The organism is Enterobacter sp. UPMP2060, assembly GCF_053709655.1.
Genome location: NZ_JBSKJQ010000002.1, coordinates 385,264 through 408,487, shown reverse-complemented (window position 1 = coordinate 408,487; position 23,224 = coordinate 385,264). Strand labels below are relative to the sequence as shown.

Here is a 23,224-nt window from a genome sequence, read left to right as displayed (position 1 = left end):
CCTGTTATTGATGGCTTACGCTGAGTAACGGCGCACCGGCGCTGACGGACGTTGCCGCCACGGTCACCACGTCACGATACTCATCGCTGTTACTGATAATGATCGGGGTCGCCAGGTCGTATCCGGCATCGATAATCGCCTGTCGGTCAAACTCCAGCAGCAGATCGCCGGGCTGCACCCTGTCGCCCACCTTCACGTGGGCGGTAAACGGCCTGCCGTCGAGCTTCACGGTGTCGATCCCCACGTGAATCAACACTTCAATCCCGCTGTTGCTGAGCAGGCCGATGGCGTGTTTGGTCTGAAACAGCGAGGCCACCACGCCGGCAAACGGGGCCACCACTTTGTTATCCGAGGGAATAATGGCGGCGCCGCTGCCCAGCAGGCCGCTGGCAAACGTGGTATCCGGCACCTGGTCGAGCGCCAGAACGGTCCCGGTCATCGGTGCCAGCACATCGTTTTCACCCGCTGGCGCAACCGCCTCGGGCGCTGAGCGTCCCGGCATGCCCGCCACCAGCGTCATGCCGCAGCTCAGCACCAGCGCTACCGCGGTGCCGATCACGCCGCCCCACAGCGTGGCGTTTACCCCACCCGGCGGAATCATCTGGGCGATGGTAAAGATATTGGCGAAGCCGAAGGAGTAAACGTGGGTATCGCTGAAGCCGACAATCGCCCCGCCGATTGCCCCCGCCACGCAGCCAAAGATAAACGGGCGGCGCAGCGGCAGGTTTACGCCATAAACGGCCGGTTCGGTAATACCAAATATCCCGGCCGTTACCGATGAACCCGCCAGCATCTTCTGACGGGCATCGCGGGTACGCAGGAAGATCCCCAGCGCCGCCCCCACCTGGCCAAACACCGCGGGCAACAGCATTGGCAGCATGGAGTCATGCCCCAGCACCGCCAGGTTGTTGATCATCAGCGGCACTAGCCCCCAGTGCAGGCCAAAAATAACGCAGACCTGCCACAGCGCGCCCATCGCCGCGCCCGCCAGCCACGGTGCCAGAACGTAAATGCTCTGATAGCCGTTCGCCAGCATCTGGCTCAGCCAGGTCGCCAGCGGCCCGATAACGAGGAAAGTCAGCGGCACGGTCACGCCCAGACAGATCAGCGGCGCGAAGAAGTTTTTCATCGAGGATGGCAGCAGCCTGGTGCTCTGCTTTTCCAGCCAGCAGCTGACCCACGCGGCGAGAATAATCGGGATCACCGACGAGCTGTAGTTAAACCAGGTGACAGGAATGCCCAAAAAAGCGTCCGATACCGCGCCCGGCTGCTGGCTGGCGTTAAACGCTGCAATCATCATCGGATGGGTGAGCGCCCCGCCGATGACCATGGTAATAAACGGGTTGCCGCCGAATTTTTTCCCGGCGGTGTAGCCCAGCACCAGCGGGAAGAAGAAGAACAGCGCGTCGCTGGCGGCGAACCAGATTTTATAGGTGCCGCTCTCGGTGCTGAGCCAGCCGCACACCACCGCCAGCGCCAGCAGCCCTTTCAGAATACCGGACGCGGCCAGAATGCCGATAAACGGGGTAAAGATCCCGGAGACAATGTCAATCAGGCGGCCCAGCAGATTCCCTTTTTCGCCCCTCTCTTCCACGACGGGCGCGTCATCGGTAAGGCCTGCCTCATGGCGCACCGCCTGCCAGACGTCGTGGACGTGGTTGCCAATCACTACCTGAAACTGGCCGCCGCTTTCGACCACCATGATGACGCCCGGGTTTTTCTTCAGCCCTTCCGCATCCGCCCGTTGATTCTCTTTCAGTTTGAAGCGAAGCCGGGTCGCGCAGTGTACAAGACTGACGATGTTCTCTTTTCCGCCAACGTGGCCGAGAATATCCTTCGCTAAAGCCTGGTATTCCATCTCGATTTCCTTACATCCGATGCCTGCAGGCACCTGTTGACTGAGTACAAAAAATAAAAAAACCCGAGAACGACCTTCTGACGAAGGCCGCGCTCAGGTTTTGCCTGCGTGATGCAGTAACAATCCTGTTTTGAGGCTTAGCGCCCCTCTTTTCTCACCCGCTCGATATGAATGGCGAGGAACATAATTTCTTCGGTCATCAGCTCACGCTGATAGCTTTTGTTCAGGTGCTGGGCGATTTTCTCGGCGCATATCCACGCTTTCGCGTAGTTGTCTTTTACTGCCGTATGCAGCGAGACATCGTCATCTTCCACCACGGTGCGGGTCAGCATCCGCTGGGCAAAAAACTTCAGATGCGTGACAAAACGCTGATAGCTGAGCGAGTCTTCATCGTACTCAAGCTGCAGCTGATACTTCACCAGCTGCAGGATCTCCTGCATCACCCGCGTCACGTGCATCACTTCCGGCATTTCGCTGTTCAGCTGCGCGGTGACCAGATGCAGCGCGATAAACCCGGCCTCATCCTCCTCCAGCTCGACGTTCAGGCGTCTGGCGATAATGGCCCGCGCCTCCTGCCCTAATTCGAACTCCTTCGGATACAGCCGTTTAATATCCCACAGCAGCACGTTTTTGATGGCCAGCCCGTTCTTCTGCCGCTCAATCGCAAAGTAGCAGTGGTCGGTGAGGGTGATATACAAACTCTCCTGCAGCTTGCCCAGCCGCTGCGCCGCCAGCCCGATGATGCGGTCGCAGGTGGTCATCACCTCCAGCGGAATTTGACTCAACAGCTCTCCGAGTCGACGCACCAGTTCATCGCTTTGTAACGCAAACACCTTTTCAACCAACGCGGTATCCAGCGCTTCGCCGACGCGCTTCTGAAAGGCCAGCCCGCGGCCCATCACCACCTGTTCGCGCCCGCGCTCATCCTGAACAACCACCACGTTATTATTGAGTATCTTGGCGATTTTCATCTGAACCCCAGAAACAAAAAAACCTGACTTCCGGCAGATGCCAGAAAATCAGGTTTTGCCTGCCTAAGCAGTAACAATCCAGTTCTGGCACTCTATCAGTTTCATTCATAGCCTCAATGCGTCACGCGTCAGAAACGTGACGCGGATCGACATTGCTAGAACGTCACGACAGTTTTCAGCTCCGTCACCCAGGCATCCTGCGTCCGGGATACGCCGCCGGGATGGTGCCAGTACTGAATGCCCGGCTGCAGCTCCAGCCACGACACCGGACGGAAGCGATAATAAAACTCACCGTTCAGGGAGTGGCCTGGCTCCGGGTGATACGCCGGATCGTTATAGTCCGACACGCCGCTCAGGCTGTTCATATAGTGCTGGTTGCGGGCGTACTGACTGCTCATATCAATCCAGGTTAGCCCGAAGCCAATCCAGTCTTCCGGCCGCGCGTCAAACAGCCCGCGGTAGCGCAGCGAGGCGGCGTAAACCTGGTGCATGTAGTTGGTACTCTGATCCGCAAGGCTCATGCTGAAAGAGGTGCTCAACCCGCGATTCGGGTCATCCTGATGCTGCGTAAGCTGCTGGTTCAGCCCGGCGTACATGAACCAGGTCCGGCTGTGGGTATCAAAGCCGTTCGGGTCCGTCGCGCCCGCACCGCCGGATTTGCCGCGAAAGAGATCGGTTTGCGGCGCGTTGGTAAACACCACGCCCAGGTTGTACGCGCCCGGCAGGCCGTTAATCAGCGGACGCGCTTCGATTTCAACCGGCAGTAAGACCCCTTTGCTGCCCTTCGTCGACCAGCTCCACGCGTGGCTGCGGCTGGAGGCCTCGGGATTTTGCTCCATCACGCCACCTTTTAAGGTCAGCGTCGGCGTTAATTTATACGCAAGCGTGGTGCCCCAGGTGTGAACGTTCCAGTTGTTCCACGTCAGCGAGTTGGCTGACTTCCCGCCGCACTGCGACAGGAGCTGGAAATCACAGGGGATGATTTGATCGAAGGTCTGCACCTTGTTCATCATCCCGATGCGCCAGGTCAGACGCCGGTCGTCAAAGCTGCGGGCAAAGGTCAGCCAGCCCAGACGGGTAATCGACTGCCCGCCCCAGCTCTCCTGGGTCAGGTCGTTAAAGTTAACGCGCGGGTCCTGCACGCGTTTGGTGGTGAGGTCGTCATTGTGGTTACGGTTGACGATGTTCCCTTCGATACGCGCATCCGGGATACCGGTCCAGCGCTCCAGTTCCTGGCTGAAGGTCAGCGCAAACTGGTCGATATAGGCCACGTGGGAGTCGTGGTTATATCCGCCACCGCCGTTCCAGCCAATTTCATTCAGATATCCGAGGTTATAGGTAAAACCGTTATGGTTGAGGATTTTACGTATGCCGAGCATTTCGCCCAGAACAGGCTCCGGCGGAGCTTCAAAACCTAATACCGTTCCGTTCCAGTCCTGCGCCACCGACAGCGGGGATATCGCTAATAAGGCGAGTGCATAAAGTTTATTTTTATATGCCATGATAACAACCTGTGATTGAGTATTTTGTGCGTAACCGGCCGCAGGAAATTTTTCTATTTCCTGTCGATATTTCATTTTTTTAAAATCAGTAAAAAGCGCTAAGCCAAATTTCTCTCCTGCGTAAACGAGAGGCAAAAAAAAACCTAAGCGCTCCACAGCGAAAATGCTGTGAAACGCTTAGGTTTTGCCTGTTAACCAGTAACAATCCTGCGTTGAAAACAGTGGCACCTTAACACCGTCGCGCCACGTTGAAAACCAGAACGGTTTTCTGATTTAAAAAAGTGTGAGCAATTTAACGCTTATTATTTTGACTGAATCACCCGGGCAATATCAGATGAAGTCTGCAATGTACGAATTTCCTGAAATAATCCCAGCGCTTCATCGTACTCTTTGCGTAAATAGCTCAGCCACTGTTTAATTCGCGCGACGTGATACAAACCGGTGTCGCCCTGCTTTTCCAGTCGGCTGTATTTTTGCAGCAGCGTGACGACGTCTGCCCACGGCATTCGCGGCTCGTTATATTTCACCACCCGGCTAAGGTTGGGCACATTCAGGGCACCGCGACCGATCATCACCGCATCGCAGCCGGTGGCGTTCAGACAGGCCTGCGCGCTCTCGTAATCCCAGATTTCACCGTTGGCGATGACCGGAATGGTGAGGCGCTTGCGGATCTCGCCGATCGCCTGCCAGTTAATGCGCTCGGCCTTGTAGCCATCTTCTTTGGTGCGGCCATGCACCACCAGCTCGGTGGCCCCGGCCTGCTGCACCGCATCGGCGATTTCAAACTGCCGCGCGTCGCTGTCCCACCCCAGGCGCACCTTCACCGTCACCGGCAGATGCGAAGGCACGGCCTCACGCATGGCCTTCGCGCCGCGGTAAATCAGCTCAGGATCTTTCAGCAACGTCGCCCCGCCGCCGCTGCCGTTCACCAGCTTCGACGGGCAGCCGCAGTTGAGATCCACCCCGTAAGAGCCCAGCTCAACCGCGCGGGCGGCGTTTTCCGCCAGCCATTCGGGGTACTGGCCGAGCAGCTGAATACGCACCAGCGTGCCGGAAGAGGTCCGGCTCTGGTTGTGCAGCTCGGGGCACAGGCGGAAGAAAGATTTTACCGGCAACAGCATATCGACCACGCGCAGAAACTCCGTCACGCAGAGATCGTAATCGTTCACCTCGGTCAGAAGCTCGCGCACGAGGGAGTCGAGCACGCCTTCCATTGGGGCCAGTAAAACACGCATAACAGTACCTGTGAAAAAAGACGCGCTATAGTAGCCGCTCTCTATATCGCTGGGAAGCGCTTCTGTTCAGGGAGAAAGTCAGCCGGCGTTGCCCCCACAATGGCGCGAAACGCCGCCGCAAATGCCGCCTGCCCGGAAAACCCCAGCATCCAGGCCACCTGCTTAACCGGGTATCCGTTGGCGAGCAGGTCCAGCGAGGCACAAATCCTTGCACGCTGACGCCAGGCCCGGAAGCTAAACCCGGTATCTTTGATAAACGCGCGTGAGAATGTGCGTTCAGACATCGCGGCCTGTTCCGCCAGCCTGTCCATCGAAACATCCCAGAGATTGCTGGCAATGATGTCACAGGCAACCCGATGTAACCGCTCATCCACGGGCATCGGTAATTCCGCCGAAATCTGCTGCGCCTCGCTGAGGATTTCGAGCAGCAAAACGGCCATGCTGCGCTGGCTGGCTGGCCGGTATTGCGCACTGAACAGCCCGGCAATCAGCTCTTTGAACAGCGCTGTCGCCATAATCACGTGAACCTCTTCTTTCCGTTTAAAAGATCCGCATTGCGATATCAGCGCGGGGCTAAACCAGACCGCGCGAAGCTCCGTTGCGGATAACACGCTGTAGGTGTGTTCCTGAAAGGGAGGGATCCACAGCGCGCGCTGTGGCGGTATGACCCAACGCTTATTGCCGGTTTCGACCAGCATCACCCCTTTGATGGCAAACAAAAGCTGCCCCTGTGAATGCCGGTGAGGGGGATCCACTTCGCCGCGCGTATAGCTAATTGCCCCTCGGGACCAACCGATGGCATCGTCGTGAATTGGCGTTTTATCGATAACGGTTGGCATTTCACATTCCTCCCTTCCTCTTATGATGCTGCTTGTACACGTAACCGGAGAGAGACGCAATGCACATTCATTTTATCATTCATGAACATTTCGAAGCGCCAGGAGCATATGAAACCTGGGGGAAAAATCGCGGCTGTAGTATGAGCTACTCCAGAGTTTATCAGGGCGATCCGTTACCTGAGGATCTGCTGAGCACGGACTTGCTTATCATCATGGGAGGCCCGCAGTCACCTGCCACCACGCTTAAGGAGTGCCCCTGGTTTGACGCGCAGACGGAAATGCGGCTCATCAGCCGCGCAATTGAGGCAGGTAAAACGGTGATTGGCGTTTGTCTGGGCTCGCAGCTTATCGGTGAAGCGCTGGGCGCAGCGTTTTGCCATAGCCCGGAAAAAGAGATCGGCAAATTTCCCGTCAGGCTCACAGAGGCAGGCAAGGCGAACCCGTTGTTTGAGGATTTTGGCCACGAGCTGAACGTCGGTCACTGGCATAACGACATGCCAGGGTTGACGCCGCAGGCTAACGTGCTGGCTTACAGCGAGGGCTGCCCCCGTCAGATCGTGCAATATGGAGAACGGGTTTACGGTTTTCAGTGTCATATGGAACTGACGCCGGAGGTGGTTGAGCTGCTGATTGAACATTCGCAGAACGATCTCCGCCGCGCGGCTGAATTTCGTTTTGTCGAAACGGCGGAAAAACTTCGCTCGCATGATTATCGCGAAATGAATCAGGTGCTGTTTTCTTTTCTGGATAAACTGACCGCCTCGCGCTGATGCATTCTCTGGCTCGTCACTTCGCCACCGCACGCCCTTTCCTCTAAACTGTAGCCTGACCGCACGCCCTTTCCTCTAAACTGTAGCCTGCCCCTGTGCGGTGATACCAGACGTTCCATTCTGGAATGTCTGGTATGCTCAAATTTCATGATGTGATCCGTGGCACATTTTTGGGTTTAATTGTATGATGAATGCGTTTCAGCAAGGACTATCACCATGAGCAAATCATTGAACATTATCTGGCAATATCTGCGCGCATTCGTCCTGATTTACGCCTGCCTGTACGCCGGGATTTTCATCGCGTCGCTGCTGCCGATCGTCATTCCCGGCAGCATTATCGGTATGCTGATCCTCTTTGTTTTGCTGGCGCTGCAAATCCTGCCCGCAAAATGGGTCAATCCCGGCTGCTTCGTCCTTATTCGCTATATGGCGCTGCTTTTCGTGCCTATCGGCGTCGGGGTCATGCAGTATTTTGATTTGCTCAAGGCCCAGTTCGGCCCGATTGTGGTCTCCTGCGCGGTCAGTACGCTGGTGGTTTTCCTTGTGGTGAGCTGGAGTTCGCATCTGGTGCATGGCGAACGTAACGTGGTCGGGGAGAAAACAAAAAAATGATGGCCAATATCTGGTGGTCGCTGCCGTTAACCCTGGCGGTGTTCTTCGCCGCGCGCAAGCTTGCCGCACGCTTCAAAATGCCATTGCTGAACCCGCTACTGGTGGCGATGGTGGTAATTATTCCGTTCCTGCTTCTCACCGGCATTCCCTACGAACGCTACTTTGCCGGCAGCAAAATTTTAAACGACCTGCTGCAGCCTGCCGTTGTGGCGCTCGCCTTTCCTTTATACGAGCAGCTCCATCAGATCCGCGCCCGCTGGAAATCCATCATTACCATCTGTTTTGTGGGCAGCCTGGTGGCGATGATCACCGGCACGTCGGTAGCGCTGTTGATGGGGGCCTCTCCGCAGATTGCGGCATCGATCCTGCCTAAATCGGTGACCACGCCTATCGCGATGGCGGTCGGCGGCAGCCTCGGCGGGATCCCGGCCATCAGCGCGATGTGCGTCATTTTCGTCGGTATTCTCGGGGCGGTGTTTGGTCACACCCTGCTGAACGGGATGCGTATTCACACTAAAGCGGCACGGGGACTGTCGATGGGAACAGCTTCCCACGCCCTGGGCACTGCCCGCTGTGCGGAGCTGGATTATCAGGAAGGGGCGTTTAGCTCCCTGGCGCTGGTGATCTGCGGGATTATCACCTCCCTGCTGGCCCCGTTCATTTTCCCGCTGATTCTGGCGGTGATGGGCTAAAATTTGCGATGCGTCGCGCAAATTTCATTTTGATTTCATAAGTTGCATACATAATGAGAAGTGGATCACATATAAAGCCCTGACGGCTCCGTAAACTACCGATCCATTAACCTTTATGAGGCAAACGCCATGCACCCACGTTTTCAAGCTGCTTTCGCCCAGCTTGCAGAGAATTTGCAGTCAGCCCTGGCTCCCGTTCTGGCAGATGCACACTTCCCCGCCCTGCTGACCGCTGAGCAGGTCACGATGCTGAAACAGGCAACGGGACTGGACGAAGACGCGCTGGCTTTCGCACTGCTTCCCCTGGCTGCCGCCTGCGCGCGGGCCGATCTCTCCCACTTTAACGTCGGGGCCATTGCGCGCGGCGTCAGCGGAACCTGGTACTTCGGTGGCAATATGGAGTTCCTGGGCGCGACCATGCAGCAAACGGTTCACGCCGAGCAGAGCGCCATCAGCCACGCCTGGCTGCGCGGTGAAAAAGCCCTGAGCGCCATTACCGTTAACTATACCCCCTGCGGCCACTGCCGTCAGTTTATGAACGAGCTGAACAGCGGGCTGCAGCTGCGCATCAACCTGCCGGGCCGCGCGCCGCATACGCTGGGAGATTATCTGCCTGACGCGTTTGGCCCGAAAGATCTGGAGATCAAAACGCTGCTGATGGACGAGCAGGACCACGGTTACGCCCTGTCCGGCGATGATCTGAGCCAGGCGGCCATTCGCGCGGCCAACAAAAGCCACACGCCGTACAGCAAGTCTCCGAGCGGCGTGGCGCTGCAGTGCCGCGATGGCCGGATCTTTAGCGGCAGCTATGCAGAAAACGCCGCGTTTAACCCAACCCTGCCTCCGCTGCAGGGCGCGCTTAACCTGCTGAGCCTGAACGGCTATGACTATCCGGACATTCAGCGCGCTATTCTGGCAGAAATTGCCGATGCGCCGCTGATTCAGTGGGATGCGACCGCCGCGACGCTTAAAGCGCTGGGCTGCACGACGATTGACCGCGTACTGCTTGCGTAATCCTTCCGGCGGGCAGAAATGCCCGCCAGTTTGCTGAAAAACCCCTCAGTTGAGTCGCTGTTTCTTGCGCTAACCAGGCGGGTAAAGTAGCCTGAGTTAAATTTCATCCACGAACGAGCCATCTCCATGTTAAAGCGCGTTTTTTACAGCCTGTCTGTCCTGGTCGGCATACTGCTGTTGATCGTGCTGGGTCTCGACCGCTGGATGAGCTGGAAAACCGCCCCCTACATCTTTGATGACCTGCAGGACCTGCCCTATCGTCAGGTTGGCGTGGTGCTCGGCACCGCCAAGTATTACCGCACCGGCGTGATCAACCAGTATTACCGTTACCGCATTCAGGGCGCGCTGAACGCCTACAACAGCGGCAAGGTGAACTACCTGCTGCTGAGCGGCGATAACGCGCTGCAAAGCTACAATGAACCGGTGACGATGCGTAAGGACCTGATTGCCGCGGGCGTGGACCCTGCCGATATCGTGCTCGACTACGCCGGATTCCGCACCCTGGACTCCATCGTGCGCACGCGTAAAGTCTTCGATACCAACGACTTCATCATCATTACCCAGCGCTTCCACTGCGAGCGCGCGCTGTTTATCGCGCTGCATATGGGCATTCAGGCGCAGTGTTACGCGGTGCCGTCGCCAAAAGATATGCTGAGCGTGCGCGTGCGCGAGTTCGGCGCCCGTTTTGGCGCCCTGGCCGATCTGTATATCTTCAAACGCGAACCGCGCTTTTTAGGCCCGCTGGTTCCGATTCCGGCGATGCACGAAGTGCCGGAAGACGCGCAGGGTTACCCGGCCGTCACGCCCGAGCAGCTGCTGGATATGCAGAAAAAGGAGAAATAACAGGACCGCCTTTATACTTTCTTTACGCCGGGCCTGACGCTTTTTATCCCCCCTTTACGTCGGCTCTTTTAAGCTGAGTTCACTGCCGCTACGGCTTCATTGAAGAATGACTATGAACTCAATAATGAATGCGTTTTTCCTCAAAAGTCTCCGCCCGTATTTTAACTTTCCCGGTTTATCACTTCCTGGCGCACTCAATTCCGGTCTCTGGCTTGATGAAAAAATTGACGCCCTGCAGCACAACATTTCAGTGGAAGTGGCAGATTATCTGGAACGCTACCCCCAGACGAAACACATTGACGTTTACCTGAACGATATCAACGGCACGATGCGCGGCAAGCGTCTGTCGGTGGAGAGCATGCTGAGCCTGGAAAAAGGCTGTTATTTTCCCCTTTCGGTCTACTCGATGGATCAGAAAGGAAAAATCGCCGCCCCGCTGCATGATGAGCCGGACCGACTCTGCGTTCCTGTCGCCGGCTCCCTGCGCCCCTGCCCGCAAGATCCGCAGCACAACGCGCAGATCCTGCTGACGATGAAAGACAGCGACGACACCCCCTGCCCGCTTGAGCCGCGCGTGATACTGCAGAACGTGCTGGCCCGCTTCCACCAGCACGGCCTCTTCCCGGTGATTGCCCCGGAAATCGAGTTCTATCTGACGGGACATGACAATCGGGATCCGCAAAATCAGGGCTGTTTTCATATGGATACTACGACGGCCCATGCGGCACTGTTTGACGAGCTGGAACAGCTGGCGCACCTGCAGCGCATCCCGCTGTCCGGGATCGTGGCGGAAGCCGAGTCCGGTCAGTACGAATTAAACCTGAAGCACAGCCATCGCGTCGTTGAGGTCTGCGATAACGTGCTGGCGCTTCGTCACCTGACCCGTTACGTTGCCGAAAAGCACGGCCTGCAGGCCAACTTTATGGCGAAGCCTTTCAGCCAGCTGTCCGGCAGCGGTTTGCACTTCCATTTCAGCCTGAACAATCGTCACGGCGAAAACGTTTTTGCTTCCCCGGTGAACGCGCTTAACAGCATGATGCGTTTGTGCATCGCGGGGCAGCTGGCGCTGATGCCCGCCTCTGTCGCCATTCTTGCGCCGGGCGTTAACGCGTTTCGTCGCCTGCGTAAAAACCTGACGGAGCCCGTATTTAACTCCTGGGGCTATAACACCCGCTCCGCCGCCCTGCGTATTCCCTGCTCGGATGACCACAACCGTCGTATCGAGTACCGGCTGGCCGGGGCCGATGCCAATCCCTATCTGGTGGCGGCCACTATCCTGACCGGCATGCTGTACGGGCTGGAAAACACCGACGACGAGGATTTGCCCGAACCGCAGCATGATGAACCCGCGCTGCCGCTGTTTCAGCAGGAGGCGATTGAGACCTTTGCCCGCTGTCAGTACCTCACCGACAGCCTGGGCGACGCTTTTTCCGAACAATGGGTCGCCTGCAAGTTTTCTGAACTCGACTGGTTTGAGCGCATCGTGACCCGAGAGGAGTCGCATCTGGCGTAGGGCATAAAAAAGCCCGCTCGATGAGCGGGCCGGATAACGCGAGGAGCAATTACTTCTTACGCGCGTACTTCAGTGAATCCAGCGCAACCGCGAAGATAATGATGGCGCCTTTGATGATGTACTGCCAGTACGGGTTCACGCCGATATAGGTCAAGCCGTAGTTGATGACGGTGAAGATAATCACACCGGTCACCACGCCCAGTACCGTACCCACGCCGCCGCTGAAGGAGACGCCGCCCACCACGCAGGCTGCGATTGCATCCAGCTCGTACATGAAGCCAAGGTTGTTGGTTGCAGAGCCGATACGGCCCGCTTCCAGCATCCCGCCGAAGGCGTAGAACACGCCGGACAGGGCATAAATGATGAGCAGGTTCAGGGCAACGTTCACGCCGGAGACTTTCGCCGCTTCCGGGTTACCGCCGATAGCGAAGATGTTTTTACCAAAGCGCGTTTTGTTCCACAGGATCCAGACGAAGGCCACCGCAATCAGCGCATAGAAGGTGATATACGACAGGCGGAAGCTGCCCAGCGCGATGAACCCTTGCGTAAAGGTCGAGAAGCCGCTGTCAAAACCCGAGATGGGGGAAGCACCGACAAAGTCGTAGTACAGGGAGTTGATACCGTAAACGATGATCATCGTACCCAGCGTGGTGATAAACGGCGTCACGTTCAGGTAGGCGATGATGATACCGTTGATCAGACCAATCACCGCACCGATGGCGCAGACAATCAGGATCACCACGAAAATAGGCATGGTGGCCATTTCCGGGAAGACCTTGTTGGCATTTTCCATCGACTGCAGCAGGGTTGCCGCGATAACCGCCGCCAGACCCACCTGACGACCGGCAGAAAGGTCCGTCCCCTGGGTCACGATCAGGCCCGCCACGCCCAGCGCAATGATAATACGCACGGAGGACTGGGTCAGAATGTTACTCAGGTTCAGCAGGCTTAAGAACGTAGGGTCCTGGAAAATGATGATAGCCAGCAGTACTAAAAGAACAACGTAAATACCGCCTTCTTTCAGGTAAGTGAGAAAACTTTTTTTATTTAACGCACTCATGAGGAGCCCCTGATCTTAAAGGTGCAAAGACGCAAGACGCAAAATTTCGTTTTGCGTTGTCGTTTTGGTGTCAACAATACCGGCAACGAGACCATTGCTCATAACCAGAATACGATCCGTGATCCCTAACAATTCCGGCATTTCGGAAGAAATAATAATGATCCCTTTATTCTTTTTCGCCAGCTCGGCAATCAGCTGATAAATTTCAAACTTCGCGCCGACGTCAATACCGCGGGTCGGTTCATCCAGCATCAGAATTTCTGGCTGGGTTAATAACCAACGTCCGATAATGACTTTCTGCTGGTTACCGCCTGACAGAGAACCAATTTGGGTGCGGTGTCCTGGCGTTTTCACGCGCATGGAGTCAATAACCCATTGGGTATCGCTCTTCATGCGGGAGTTATCCAGCAGTCCGACTTTGTTTTTGTAATTGCGAATGTTAGAAATTAACGAGTTAAAGTTAATATCCAGATAGGCATAAATACCGGTCGAACGACGCTCTTCCGTCACCAGCGCAAAACCATTATTAATGGCTTCGTTGGCGTTGTGGTTGTTAATTTTCTTACCGTGCAGCGTAATAGTGCCTTCGGCTTTCTCACGGATACCGAACAGGGTTTCCACGATATCGGTACGTTTTGCCCCGACCAGACCGGCAATCCCCAGGATTTCGCCCTTATGCAGGTCGAAGGAGACGTCGCGAATAGACGGCTGACGCAACGAGGTCAGATTGCGCACTTCCAGGATCACTTCGCCCGGCTTGTTTTCTTTGTCCGGGAAGCGCTGGTTAAGGGAACGGCCGACCATCATGGCGATGATCTTGTCCATGTCCAGCCCTTCCAGCGGCTGCGTGGCAATCCACTGACCGTCGCGCAGAATGGTAATCTCATCGCACAGCTGGAAGATCTCTTCCATTTTGTGGGAGATATACACAATGCCGCAGCCGCGATCTTTTAGCTTACGAATAATGGTAAAAAGGTGATTAACCTCTTTTTCCGTTAATGACGATGTCGGTTCGTCCATGATGACGATTTTCGCATCATAGGAGAACGCTTTGGCGATTTCGATCATCTGCATCTGGGAGACGGATAATGTTCCCACGCGGGCGCGCGGATCGATATCAATATCCAGCTCATCAAAAATCGCTTTGGTGTCGCGATACATTTTGTCCTGATCGACAAAGACACCCTTGGTTGGATAACGCCCCAACCACATGTTATCCATGACTGAACGCTGCAGCACCAGGTTTAATTCCTGGTGAACCATCGAGATACCGTTTTCCAGTGCTTCTTTCGCTGAATGGAAATCGATCTCTTTCCCCTGAAAAAGAATGCTGCCAGAATCTTTTTGATAGATCCCAAAAAGACATTTTAATAATGTTGATTTACCCGCACCGTTCTCCCCCATCAGGGCATGAATAGAGTGAGGACGAACTTTTAAATTAACATTATCGAGTGCCTTAACGCCGGGAAATGACTTGTTGATACCGCTCATTTCCAACAGGTATTCACCGGATGACTGAGTATTTGTGCTGACCATAATTATACCTTGTTGGCCTCGCATATCGCGTTATAAAAGGGCGCAACGAATTGCGCCCAGTGGAGACAGTACCGCTAACTTATTTACCGATAAACTCAGCCAGGTTGGACTGGTCTACGCCCACGTAAGGTACGCGAACGATTTTGTTTTCAATTTTCCAGCTGGTGCCATCTGCCGCGCCTTTGCCATCGGCCAGGTTTTTCGCCAAATCGAAGGTCGCTTTCGCCTGGTTGTTGGCATCGTTCAGAACGGTACCGGCCATCGCACCGGATTTAACCAGCGCCAGCGCTTCTGGCAGTGCATCTACGCCGAACACAGGAATGGAGGATTTGTTGTGTGCTTTCAGCGCTTCTACCGCACCCATTGCCATCGCATCGTTGTTGGCGATAACCACTTCGATTTTGTTTGCGTTAGGGCCGGACAGCCACGCGTCCATTTTATCTTTCGCCTGAGCGGTATCCCACATCGCGGTATCTAACGCCAGCTGCTGGGTTTTCAGACCCTTGTCGTTCAGCTCTTTGATAACGTAGGTGGTACGGGCTTCAGCATCCGGGTGGCCGGGTTCGCCTTTCAGCAGCACGAACTGAATCTGACCGTCTTTGTTCAGGTCCCAGTTCGGGTTCGCCGCCCAGTGTTTCGCGATCAGATCGCCCTGAATAATACCGGACTCTTTGGAGTCGGTACCGACGTAATACGCTTTGTCGTAGCTATCCAGCGCTTTACGGGAAGGTTCTTTGTTGAAGAAGACGATTGGCACGTTCTGGCCGCGCGCTTTTTCAATAACCGTGCCTGCTGCAGCCGGGTCAACCAGGTTGATGGCCAGGGCTTTCACGCCTTTCGCCAGCAGAACGTCGATCTGGTCGTTCTGTTTGGACTGGTCGTTCTGGGAGTCGTTCATCAGCAGCTGAACGTCTGGCGCTGCTTTCGCATCTTTCTCAATCGCTTTACGTACAACAGACATGAAGTTGTCGTCGTATTTATAGATGGTCACACCAATACGGGTATCCGCAGCGTGCGCTGCTGCACCAAAAAGCATGCTTGCCATTACGGCAGACAGGGTCAACACCTTCTTATTCATGGTATCTCCGGTTTTTTTTATGCAGGGTAGTTCTTGTGAATAACGATCGGCGGGCAGGTGTTAATAAAACGTTACTGACAGCCGAAGTTCACTTATAAAATTTCTATCTTCCGTGTTCGGTAACGCTCCAGAAATGCGTTTTATTCGTTGTTTGCGGCACATTGGCTATAGTGAAAGTGAATAATCACCGTTACATAGCGTTTCAGCCCCTAAAACGCTGACATCATAGTCAGCGCCTTGTTAAGATACTGTGAATTTACTCACAGATTGAAAACGGTTACATCACCTCAAGTAATCAGTTAGTGATCGGAACCACAATTTGCCGGGCCGCGACGGAGTGCCGACGCACTAAAGTCGGCATGAAACAGTGCGTTGCGCCCGGATCCAGCAGCCCTGCAGCCCCCTGTAACGCCAGCTCAGTCGCCAGTTTCGCCATAGAAGCAATGGGGTAACGCACCGTTGTCAGCTGCGGGTCGGTGTAACGGGCAATCGGGATATCATCAAAACCAATGAGTGATAAATGCTGTGGCACCGCAATGCCGTTATCCTTCAGCGCCGTCAGGGCGCCTGCCGCCATGCTGTCGTTATAGGCAAACACCGCAGTAAGCTGCAGGTTGCGGCCCAGCAGCTCCACCATTGCCGCCTCGCCGCCCTGCATGTCCGGCGTACCGGTGCCCGTCCAGCTTTCTGACGGCGTAATGCCGTGCTCTTTCAGAGCGCTTTGCCACCCCTCGCGCCGCAGGTCGTCATCTTCAATATGATGGCTGGAGGCCAGATAACCGATCCGCTGATGCCCGTTGTTGATGAGCATTTTCGTCGCCATCATGGCGCCGCTGACGTTATCCAGCCCGACGCAGCGATGGGCATAGCCGGGAACGATGCGGTTGATCAACACCATGCCCGGGATCTGATCCATAAAGCCGGTTAGCTCTTCATCGCTCAAGGCTTTTGAGTGGACAATCAAGGCGTTACAGCGCTGGCGGATCAGCACTTCGATGGCATGGCGCTCCTTTTCCGCCTCATGATAGCTATTGCCGATCAGGACATATTTCTGATGCTGCTGGGCGACCACGTCGACCGCTTTAACCAGCGCGCCGAAAAAGGCATCCGATACATCCATCACCACCACGCCGATGGTGTCGCTGACCTGCGTCGCAAGCGCCTGGGCATTGGCATTTGGCCGGTACCCGAGCTGGGTCACGGCTTTCATTACGGTTTCACGGGTTTCAGGGCTGACCAGCGCGCTATTGTTCAGCACGCGTGAGACGGTAGCCACAGAAACGCCCGCCTGACGGGCGACGTCACGAATGGTGATCATATTCACCATCCTTCAAAGGATTGCAGCAACTCACAGACACCCCCTGTGTTTAGCAAGGTGGCTATTTTGGCAGCGAGAGAAAGGGGACTACGTGAAGAAGCTCACACTCATGAAAACGCTTACATCCGTTTTGTTAATGATTGTGATCCAGATCGTTATCTGGATGTGTTCCTCAATGATACCCCTGAAGCATGTGCGGTTAACTGACGCCACACCCACTCCAGCGGTCCCTGGCGGAAATAGCGTAGCCAGAGAACAGAAAACGCCAGGTTAATCACCCAGACCGGAATAACAAACGCCAGCAGCGTGAGGCGGTCGAATTTCATAAACAGGCCAAATCGATAGAAAAGCGTGGTGCAGAGAAGCGTTTGCAGGAGGTAATTGCTCAGCGCCATGCGGCCCACGCAGGCGATAGCGCTGACGATCCACAGGCGGGAAAGCGTTGGCCAGAAGCCATAGATCAGCGCCGCGTAGCCGACGGTCTGGAACGGCGCGCTCAGTTCGCGCGGCACCTGGAGCAGGAACGCGCACCAGCGGTAATCCCAGTGGATGTGCCACTGCGTGATTATCGCTGGGAGGTTAATCAGCACGCCGATCAGCACCAGCCCGACCCCCGTTCGCCGATAGTGACGCAGGCTGAACTCCCCTTTCAGCCAGCCGGTGCGCATCAGTGACGCGCCCATCAGCATCATGCCCGCCAGCTGCCAGCCGTATTGCGCGCCCAGCGCAAGGAGGTTATCCCCCAGCATATCCGCGCGGTTGCTTATCGCTTCCGTACCGCCTTTCAGCTTCCAGTACTGTTCGTACTGCAGGTTAGCGGCATCCGGGATCCAGGAACGGTTCGTCGCCTCGCCGGAGATCATCCCCAGCAGCAGCAGGACCCCAAGCCCCATGACATAGAGCATCACGCCGGTGTTAAACAGGCTTTTTACGCTGTGCGCATCGCGAATCAGACGCCAGCAGATGAGCCCGACTAACCCATACGCGAGAAGAATATCGCCGTCCCAGAAGAACAGGCCATGGATAAAGCCGAGGAGAACCAGCAGCGTCAGGCGCGACTGGATCCAGCGCGTACCGCGTTTGAGGAGGAGTTGCAGGCCTGCACCAAACAGCAGGGCAAACAGCGTGAGGAATTTAACCTGCGCGAAGAGATCGAGGACAGCCCAAGTCCAGGCATCACTGCGCGTGATGTCGCCATACCAGGCAGGATTGAGATAAGCCGCCTTCGGCAGGCCGAAGGCGCTGATATTAAGCAGCAGGATACCGAGAATGGCGACGCCGCGAACAAAATCGAGCGTGACGTTTCGCTCCATGGTTCCTGCCCTGTAAGACTTAGTTGTGGTGACGTACGGCGCGCAGGAACTCCTGGCGGGTATTCTGGCTCGATTTAAACAGGCCGCCCAGCGACGTGGTGGTCGTTGCACTGGTCGCATCACGCACGCCGCGCGCCTTCACGCAGTAGTGAACCGCGTCGATAGAGACGGCCACGTTATTGGTGCCCAGCAGCGTTTGCAGCGCGGTCAGGATCTGCTGCGTCAGACGCTCCTGCACCTGCGGACGCTGAGCAAAGAACTGCACGATGCGGTTGATTTTCGACAGGCCAATCACCGTATCTTTTGGGATATACGCCACGGTCGCTTTACCGTCGATGGTCACGAAGTGGTGTTCGCAGGTGCTGGTCAGCGTGATATCGCGTACCGTCACCATTTCATCCACTTTCATCTTGTTTTCAATGACGGTGATTTTCGGGAAGTTGGCGTAATCCAGCCCGGAAAAAATTTCGTCGACGTACATTTTCGCGATGCGGTGCGGCGTCTCCATCAGACTGTCGTCACTCAGATCGAGATTCAGCAGCTCCATGATCTCGGTCATATGACCGGCAATCAGACGCTTGCGGGTTTCATTGTCCAAATCCTGTACGGGCGGACGCAGTGGCGTTTCAAGACCGCGCGCAACCAGGGCTTCGTGGACCAGGGCAGCTTCTTTACTGAGTGATGACATTTTGTTCTCCTGCAGGTGTGGCGTCTTTTGCCCTCGTTGTGGCAAAAGTATGCGCTCATTGTGCGTGAGGCGGCGCACATAATCCAGTATTCACGACGATAATTATTGCAATTGCTGTTGCCTTTCAGCGTGACGATTCCAGACCAGCGCTCCGCCGACGAACAGCGCAACGCCCGCCAGCCCCAGCGCGGGCTCCAGCCGGTGGGTAAGCCAGGTTGATAACGCCGAGGTCATCGGGCCAATCAATTGACCAATCGCATACCCGGTGGTGAGCAGGCCTGCCATATAACGCGTATGGTTTGGCGCCAGCTCGCGGCCGTATAAAAGAGAGAGCTGCACGGCACACAAAAAACCGCCGCCCACCAGCAGCCCGCCCGTCAGCAAACCGCCAATCCCCGGCAGCAGCCAGGCCGCCAGCACGCCAGCCCCCTGTAACCACAGCACGATAGCCAGCCTGCGGTTCGCCGTTGAGGTGTGGCGTAAAAGAATACTGAGCGCAATGCCCACCACGGCGGCGATACCAAAAAACGGCCAGACAAACTGGGCGAACAGGCTGCCGGGAAAACGCACCGCAGCCATTTGCGACAGAAATGTCGCCGGGAGGATATAGCCAAACCCGGCCAGGCTGTAGCTCCAGACCAGGCGCTTTAAATCCGCCGTCAGCACCAGGGGCTCCGGCGCGGTGCCGGGGCGATGGAGCTGCCCGGATCGCGGCAGGTAGCGCGCCACCAGCGCAATCAGCACCAGCGCCAGCACGCCGTAGATTTGCCATGCCGCCCCGGCCGAAAGGGATTTCGCCTGGATATAGACGGCGAGCAGCCCGCTCAGGGCAATGCCCGCCCCTGGCCCGGCAAACACGGCGGCGCTCAGGCCCGGTTTACCCAGCTGCCCCAGCCGTTCGTTGGTCCAGGCGGCAATGAGTACCATCGACCAGCCGCTCATGCAGCCAATCACGAAGCGCAGCATGCCGTGCACGACGGCGTTATCCGCCGCCGCGGAGAGCAGCGTCAGCGCAACCGCGCCGGTGATGCCAAGCCAGAGGCGCGTTTCCACAAAGCGGTGCGCGCGCATGGCATCCCATGCGCCCACCAGATAGCCCAGATAATTCATCGCCGCCACCAGACCCGCGCTGGTCAGCGTAAGCTGCCCGGCAGCAATCATGAGCGGCACCTGAGGCGTAAAGGCAAAGCGCCCTATCCCCATCGCCACCACCAGAACGACAAATCCACTGAGCGCAATACGCAGCGCCATGACCGCTCCAATTGTTAAAGAAAAGTAAATTTATGATGCAGCATCTCGCCGTCTGGCGAAAGTGAAAGTTACTCACAGGTCAATGAAAAGGCTGTATTATGGTTTTTATGAATACGCATTCTCATTAAGGAGCCCTGCATGGAACTGCTCGAAGAGCACCGTTGTTTTGAAGGTCGACAGCAGCGCTGGCGGCATGATTCCACCGTCCTGAACTGTGCGATGACGTTCAGCATTTTCCTGCCGCCGACGGAAAATCCGCCGGTTCTGTTCTGGCTTTCGGGCCTGACCTGCAACGACGAAAACTTCACCACCAAAGCGGGCGCACAGCGACTTGCCGCCGAGCTGGGTATTGCGCTGGTGATGCCTGATACCAGCCCGCGTGGCGATGATGTGGCCGACGATGCAGGATACGACCTGGGTAAAGGCGCCGGGTTTTATCTCAATGCGACCGAGCAGCCGTGGGCAGGCCACTACCGCATGTATGACTACATTCGCGACGAGCTGCCCGCGCTGATTCAGTCCGGGTTTGCGGTAAGCGACCGCTGCGCCATCAGCGGACATTCTATGGGCGGTCACGGGGCGCTGATCATGGCGTTAAAAAATCCGGGAAAATACGTCAGCGTGTCGGCATTTGCGCCAATTGTGAACCCAATGCAGGTGCCGTGGGGGCAGAAAGCCTTCACGAACTATCTGGGTGAAGATGAAGCAAAATGGCAGGAATGGGACAGCTGTGCGCTGATGCTGGCCAGCAGCTCGGCAAATGCGATCCCGGTGCTTGTCGATCAGGGCGATGCGGATCAGTTCCTCGCCGGGCAGCTACAGCCTGCGGTGCTGGCAGAAGCGGCCCGCCAGAAGGACTGGCCGCTGACGCTGCGCATTCAGCCGGGGTATGACCACAGCTATTACTTCATCGCGTCATTTATTGAGGATCATCTCCGCTTCCATGCGGAGCATTTGTTTGGGTAAGTGCGAGTGTGTGCGCTCTGATGCCCTCACCCTGGCCCTCTCCCACAGGGAGAGGGAACAAATACTAAAAACGGCAACTTACGTTGCCGTTTTGCTTTTACCCTGGCCGCATCAGAACTTGTAATCCACACCGACAAAGTAGCGACGGCCATCTTCCGTATAGCTGTAATCGTCGCGGCTCAGATCTTTATCCAGCAGGTTCTGCACGCCCGCGCGTAGCTTCACGCTTTTCGTCGCCTGCCAGGCGGCGCCGGTATTCCAGATGACATAGCCACCCGGCGTTGCTGCACTGCTGGTCAGCGCGCGTTTCTCACCGGTGTAGTTGCCCTGAACGTAGAACGACCAGTCCTGCGTCGCCTTCCAGTCAACGGTACCGTTGGCGGTGTGGAACGGCAGATCGGACAACGGCTTGTTGCCGCCGTTGCTGATATCGCGACCATCGTTGTAGGTGTAGTTCAGGGTCAGTTTCCAGTCGTCCGCCAGCGGGAGTTTCAGCTCGGTCTCCACCCCGCGGATGCGCGCCTTGTTAACGTTGTAGTAGCGGAAAATCGGCTCACCGTCCGCATTCAGGCCAACGTAGTTAGGGTAACCCTGGGCCTGTTTTGCATTGGCCGTACGGCTGATGCTGATGCGGTCATCCACGTTATTCTGGAAGGTTGTGACGCTGGCCTGCACGCCCTCTAACCAGCCCTCTTCCCCGCTGTAGTACAGACCGAATTCGAAGCTTTCGCTGGTTTCCGGTTTCAGATCCGGGTTACCGACAATCTCACAGGCACCGCGACACGAGCCGGTGACCCAGTCCGGGCTCAGCTGGAGCAGTGACGGCGCTTTAAACGCGGTAGCCCAGCCCCCTTTCACCGTTACGGTATCGGTCGCGTTGTAAACCAGATAGGCTCGCGGGCTCCAGTGGTCACCGTAGGTATCATGGTCATCCATACGGATGCCGGTGGTCAGCGCCAGAGGTTCAAAGAGACGCCACTCATCTTCAAGGAACAGGGCATACTGGCTTGTCGAGGTACTGCTGCTGGAACCGCCCGTCAGGTTGACCGGATCTTTCAGCTTATCGTGACGCCATTCCCCACCGAAGGTCAGCAGCTGGTTGATTTCACCCAGCGGCAGCACGTATTTTCCGTCCACCGCGTTGCTCTCGGAGGTGATCGGATTGCTGTTACCCGGGTTTTTGTTATCCACCTTTTCGCCGTAAACCTTCAGCTCGCTGTTGCCGACGCCCCAACGGCCGTTGTGGCTGAGAGAGTAGTTCTGACGTTCAAGGCGGTTTTTGTCGAGGGAATCCGAGTCGCGATCCTGACGGTCGAAGCCGTAGCCCGCCGTAAAGTCGTGGTTTTCAGACGGTGTCCAGGCGAACTCCACATTCGCATCGCGGCTGGTGAAGCCCTCAATGCGCGGCGTTTCACCGCTCGCCGTGGTAGAGGACTTCTGCTGACCGTCTTTCTCACGCTTCGCGAGGCTACCGTAGGCTTTCAGCCCCAGCAGGCCGTCCACCAGCGGACCGCTGGTATAGAACTGACCGTTGTAGGTGTCTCCACGGTCGCGGTGCTCCTGAATTGTGGAATCGGCGCTCAGGGTGCCCGTCCACTTCTGGCCGATTTTTTTGGTGATAATGTTCACCACGCCGCCCAGCGCATCGGAACCGTACAGAGAAGACATCGGTCCGCGCACCACTTCGATTCGTTCGATGGCGTCAACCGGAACCCAGTTGAGGTCGAAATCATTATGGCGGAAAACCGCGTTACGCGAGTTAACGCGCTTGCCGTCGATCAGGATCAGCGTGTAACTGCTGTCCAGTCCACGAATACTTACCCCTTTACGGTTGTCCCCTTCGCTCGTGAGCTGAACGCCCGGCACCTCCCGTAACACATCTTTCAGATTCTGAACGGGTTTGCGCTGCAAATCTTCCTGGGTAATCACGCTGATGCTTGCCGGGGCGTCTTTCAGGTTTTGCTCGGTCGCGGAGGCCGTTACAACCATTGTGTCGCCGGATTCCGCTGCGATAACAGGCAGGGCCAGGGACATTGCGGACGCACAAAGTCCTCCCCTGACGAAGGGATTCAACCTAAACATTCCATATCTCCATGAGGTAAATACAACTAAATCAAATCATCATTGCTCACAGCGTCTTCCTTGCCGCCCACATCTGCGGTGGG

The 23,224-nt window shown here is 56.3% G+C and carries 19 protein-coding genes and 1 pseudogene; 7 read left to right on the top strand and 13 right to left on the bottom strand.

Annotation, left to right across the window (positions count from 1 at the left end; all coding sequences use genetic code 11):
• Positions 1–4 precede the first annotated feature (4 nt).
• The 5 genes and pseudogenes from bglF to ACWKXN_RS07325 all read right to left on the bottom strand — a co-directional run bounded on the left by bglF (position 5) and on the right by ACWKXN_RS07325 (position 6,405).
• Positions 5–1,971 (bottom strand): annotated as a pseudogene (bglF, locus tag ACWKXN_RS07345) (PTS beta-glucoside transporter subunit IIABC).
• 24 nt (positions 1,972–1,995) lie between these two features.
• A complete protein-coding gene (licT, locus tag ACWKXN_RS07340) occupies positions 1,996–2,829 on the bottom strand; it encodes a BglG family transcription antiterminator LicT (RefSeq protein WP_454543566.1) in 834 nt (277 codons plus the stop codon).
• 155 nt (positions 2,830–2,984) lie between these two features.
• Positions 2,985–4,331 carry a carbohydrate porin gene (locus tag ACWKXN_RS07335; protein ID WP_454543565.1) on the bottom strand — a complete coding sequence of 449 codons (1,347 nt, stop codon included), beginning with the start codon at positions 4,329–4,331 and terminating at the stop codon, positions 2,985–2,987.
• Between the two features lie 302 nt (positions 4,332–4,633).
• The gene (gene dusC, locus ACWKXN_RS07330; RefSeq protein ID WP_063143788.1) at positions 4,634–5,566 is read right to left on the bottom strand and encodes a tRNA dihydrouridine(16) synthase DusC; all 933 of its coding nucleotides are present in this window, start codon (positions 5,564–5,566) and stop codon (positions 4,634–4,636) included.
• A 41-nt stretch (positions 5,567–5,607) separates the two neighbouring features.
• A complete protein-coding gene (locus ACWKXN_RS07325; RefSeq protein ID WP_048979988.1) occupies positions 5,608–6,405 on the bottom strand; it encodes an AraC family transcriptional regulator in 798 nt (265 codons plus the stop codon).
• A gap of 59 nt (positions 6,406–6,464) precedes the next feature.
• On the opposite strand from ACWKXN_RS07325, the gene ACWKXN_RS07320 reads away from it, so the two are divergent.
• The 6 genes from ACWKXN_RS07320 (at position 6,465) to ACWKXN_RS07295 (ending at position 11,849) form a co-directional block, all read left to right on the top strand.
• Complete coding sequence (locus ACWKXN_RS07320; protein ID WP_454543564.1) at positions 6,465–7,175, top strand: type 1 glutamine amidotransferase; 711 nt, start codon at positions 6,465–6,467, stop codon at positions 7,173–7,175.
• A 216-nt stretch (positions 7,176–7,391) separates the two neighbouring features.
• Positions 7,392–7,787, top strand: a complete 396-nt coding sequence (locus ACWKXN_RS07315) for a CidA/LrgA family protein (RefSeq protein WP_023312463.1) — start codon at positions 7,392–7,394, stop codon at positions 7,785–7,787.
• Positions 7,784–8,479, top strand: coding sequence for a CidB/LrgB family autolysis modulator (locus tag ACWKXN_RS07310; protein WP_029740398.1), 696 nt, complete (start codon positions 7,784–7,786; stop codon positions 8,477–8,479). Before ACWKXN_RS07315 ends, ACWKXN_RS07310 begins: the two co-directional genes overlap by 4 nt.
• A 129-nt stretch (positions 8,480–8,608) precedes the next feature.
• Positions 8,609–9,493 (top strand): cytidine deaminase, encoded by an 885-nt coding sequence (gene cdd / locus ACWKXN_RS07305; protein WP_029740399.1) that lies wholly within the window; start codon positions 8,609–8,611, stop codon positions 9,491–9,493.
• A gap of 126 nt (positions 9,494–9,619) precedes the next feature.
• Positions 9,620–10,336: an outer membrane permeability protein SanA gene (sanA, locus tag ACWKXN_RS07300; RefSeq protein ID WP_008500918.1), complete on the top strand. Its 717-nt coding sequence runs from the start codon at positions 9,620–9,622 to the stop codon at positions 10,334–10,336.
• A gap of 124 nt (positions 10,337–10,460) precedes the next feature.
• On the top strand, positions 10,461–11,849 hold the full coding sequence (locus tag ACWKXN_RS07295) for a glutamine synthetase family protein (RefSeq protein ID WP_454543656.1): 1,389 nt from the start codon (positions 10,461–10,463) through the stop codon (positions 11,847–11,849).
• A gap of 49 nt (positions 11,850–11,898) precedes the next feature.
• Here ACWKXN_RS07295 and mglC read toward each other — a convergent pair whose 3' ends face one another.
• The 7 genes from mglC to ACWKXN_RS07260 all read right to left on the bottom strand — a co-directional run bounded on the left by mglC (position 11,899) and on the right by ACWKXN_RS07260 (position 20,093).
• Positions 11,899–12,909: a galactose/methyl galactoside ABC transporter permease MglC gene (gene mglC, locus ACWKXN_RS07290; protein ID WP_008500921.1), complete on the bottom strand. Its 1,011-nt coding sequence runs from the start codon at positions 12,907–12,909 to the stop codon at positions 11,899–11,901.
• A gap of 15 nt (positions 12,910–12,924) precedes the next feature.
• A complete protein-coding gene (gene mglA / locus ACWKXN_RS07285; protein ID WP_023312467.1) occupies positions 12,925–14,445 on the bottom strand; it encodes a galactose/methyl galactoside ABC transporter ATP-binding protein MglA in 1,521 nt (506 codons plus the stop codon).
• Positions 14,446–14,524: 79 nt separating this feature from the next.
• The gene (mglB, locus tag ACWKXN_RS07280) at positions 14,525–15,523 is read right to left on the bottom strand and encodes a galactose/glucose ABC transporter substrate-binding protein MglB (RefSeq protein WP_023312468.1); all 999 of its coding nucleotides are present in this window, start codon (positions 15,521–15,523) and stop codon (positions 14,525–14,527) included.
• A 295-nt stretch (positions 15,524–15,818) separates the two neighbouring features.
• Positions 15,819–16,841, bottom strand: a complete 1,023-nt coding sequence (gene galS / locus ACWKXN_RS07275) for an HTH-type transcriptional regulator GalS (RefSeq protein ID WP_033146029.1) — start codon at positions 16,839–16,841, stop codon at positions 15,819–15,821.
• Positions 16,842–16,996: 155 nt separating this feature from the next.
• Positions 16,997–18,154 carry a DUF418 domain-containing protein YeiB gene (gene yeiB / locus ACWKXN_RS07270; protein ID WP_454543563.1) on the bottom strand — a complete coding sequence of 386 codons (1,158 nt, stop codon included), beginning with the start codon at positions 18,152–18,154 and terminating at the stop codon, positions 16,997–16,999.
• A 19-nt stretch (positions 18,155–18,173) separates the two neighbouring features.
• Positions 18,174–18,842 carry a GTP cyclohydrolase I FolE gene (gene folE / locus ACWKXN_RS07265; RefSeq protein ID WP_023312471.1) on the bottom strand — a complete coding sequence of 223 codons (669 nt, stop codon included), beginning with the start codon at positions 18,840–18,842 and terminating at the stop codon, positions 18,174–18,176.
• A 102-nt stretch (positions 18,843–18,944) separates the two neighbouring features.
• Positions 18,945–20,093: a YbfB/YjiJ family MFS transporter gene (locus ACWKXN_RS07260; RefSeq protein WP_064672841.1), complete on the bottom strand. Its 1,149-nt coding sequence runs from the start codon at positions 20,091–20,093 to the stop codon at positions 18,945–18,947.
• A 138-nt stretch (positions 20,094–20,231) separates the two neighbouring features.
• Between ACWKXN_RS07260 and fghA the strand changes: the two genes are divergently transcribed.
• Positions 20,232–21,059 (top strand): S-formylglutathione hydrolase, encoded by an 828-nt coding sequence (gene fghA / locus ACWKXN_RS07255; protein WP_182071296.1) that lies wholly within the window; start codon positions 20,232–20,234, stop codon positions 21,057–21,059.
• A 111-nt stretch (positions 21,060–21,170) separates the two neighbouring features.
• On the opposite strand, the gene cirA is transcribed toward fghA, so the two are convergent.
• Positions 21,171–23,141 carry a catecholate siderophore receptor CirA gene (gene cirA / locus ACWKXN_RS07250; RefSeq protein WP_048979998.1) on the bottom strand — a complete coding sequence of 657 codons (1,971 nt, stop codon included), beginning with the start codon at positions 23,139–23,141 and terminating at the stop codon, positions 21,171–21,173.
• Positions 23,142–23,224: the final 83 nt, after the last annotated feature.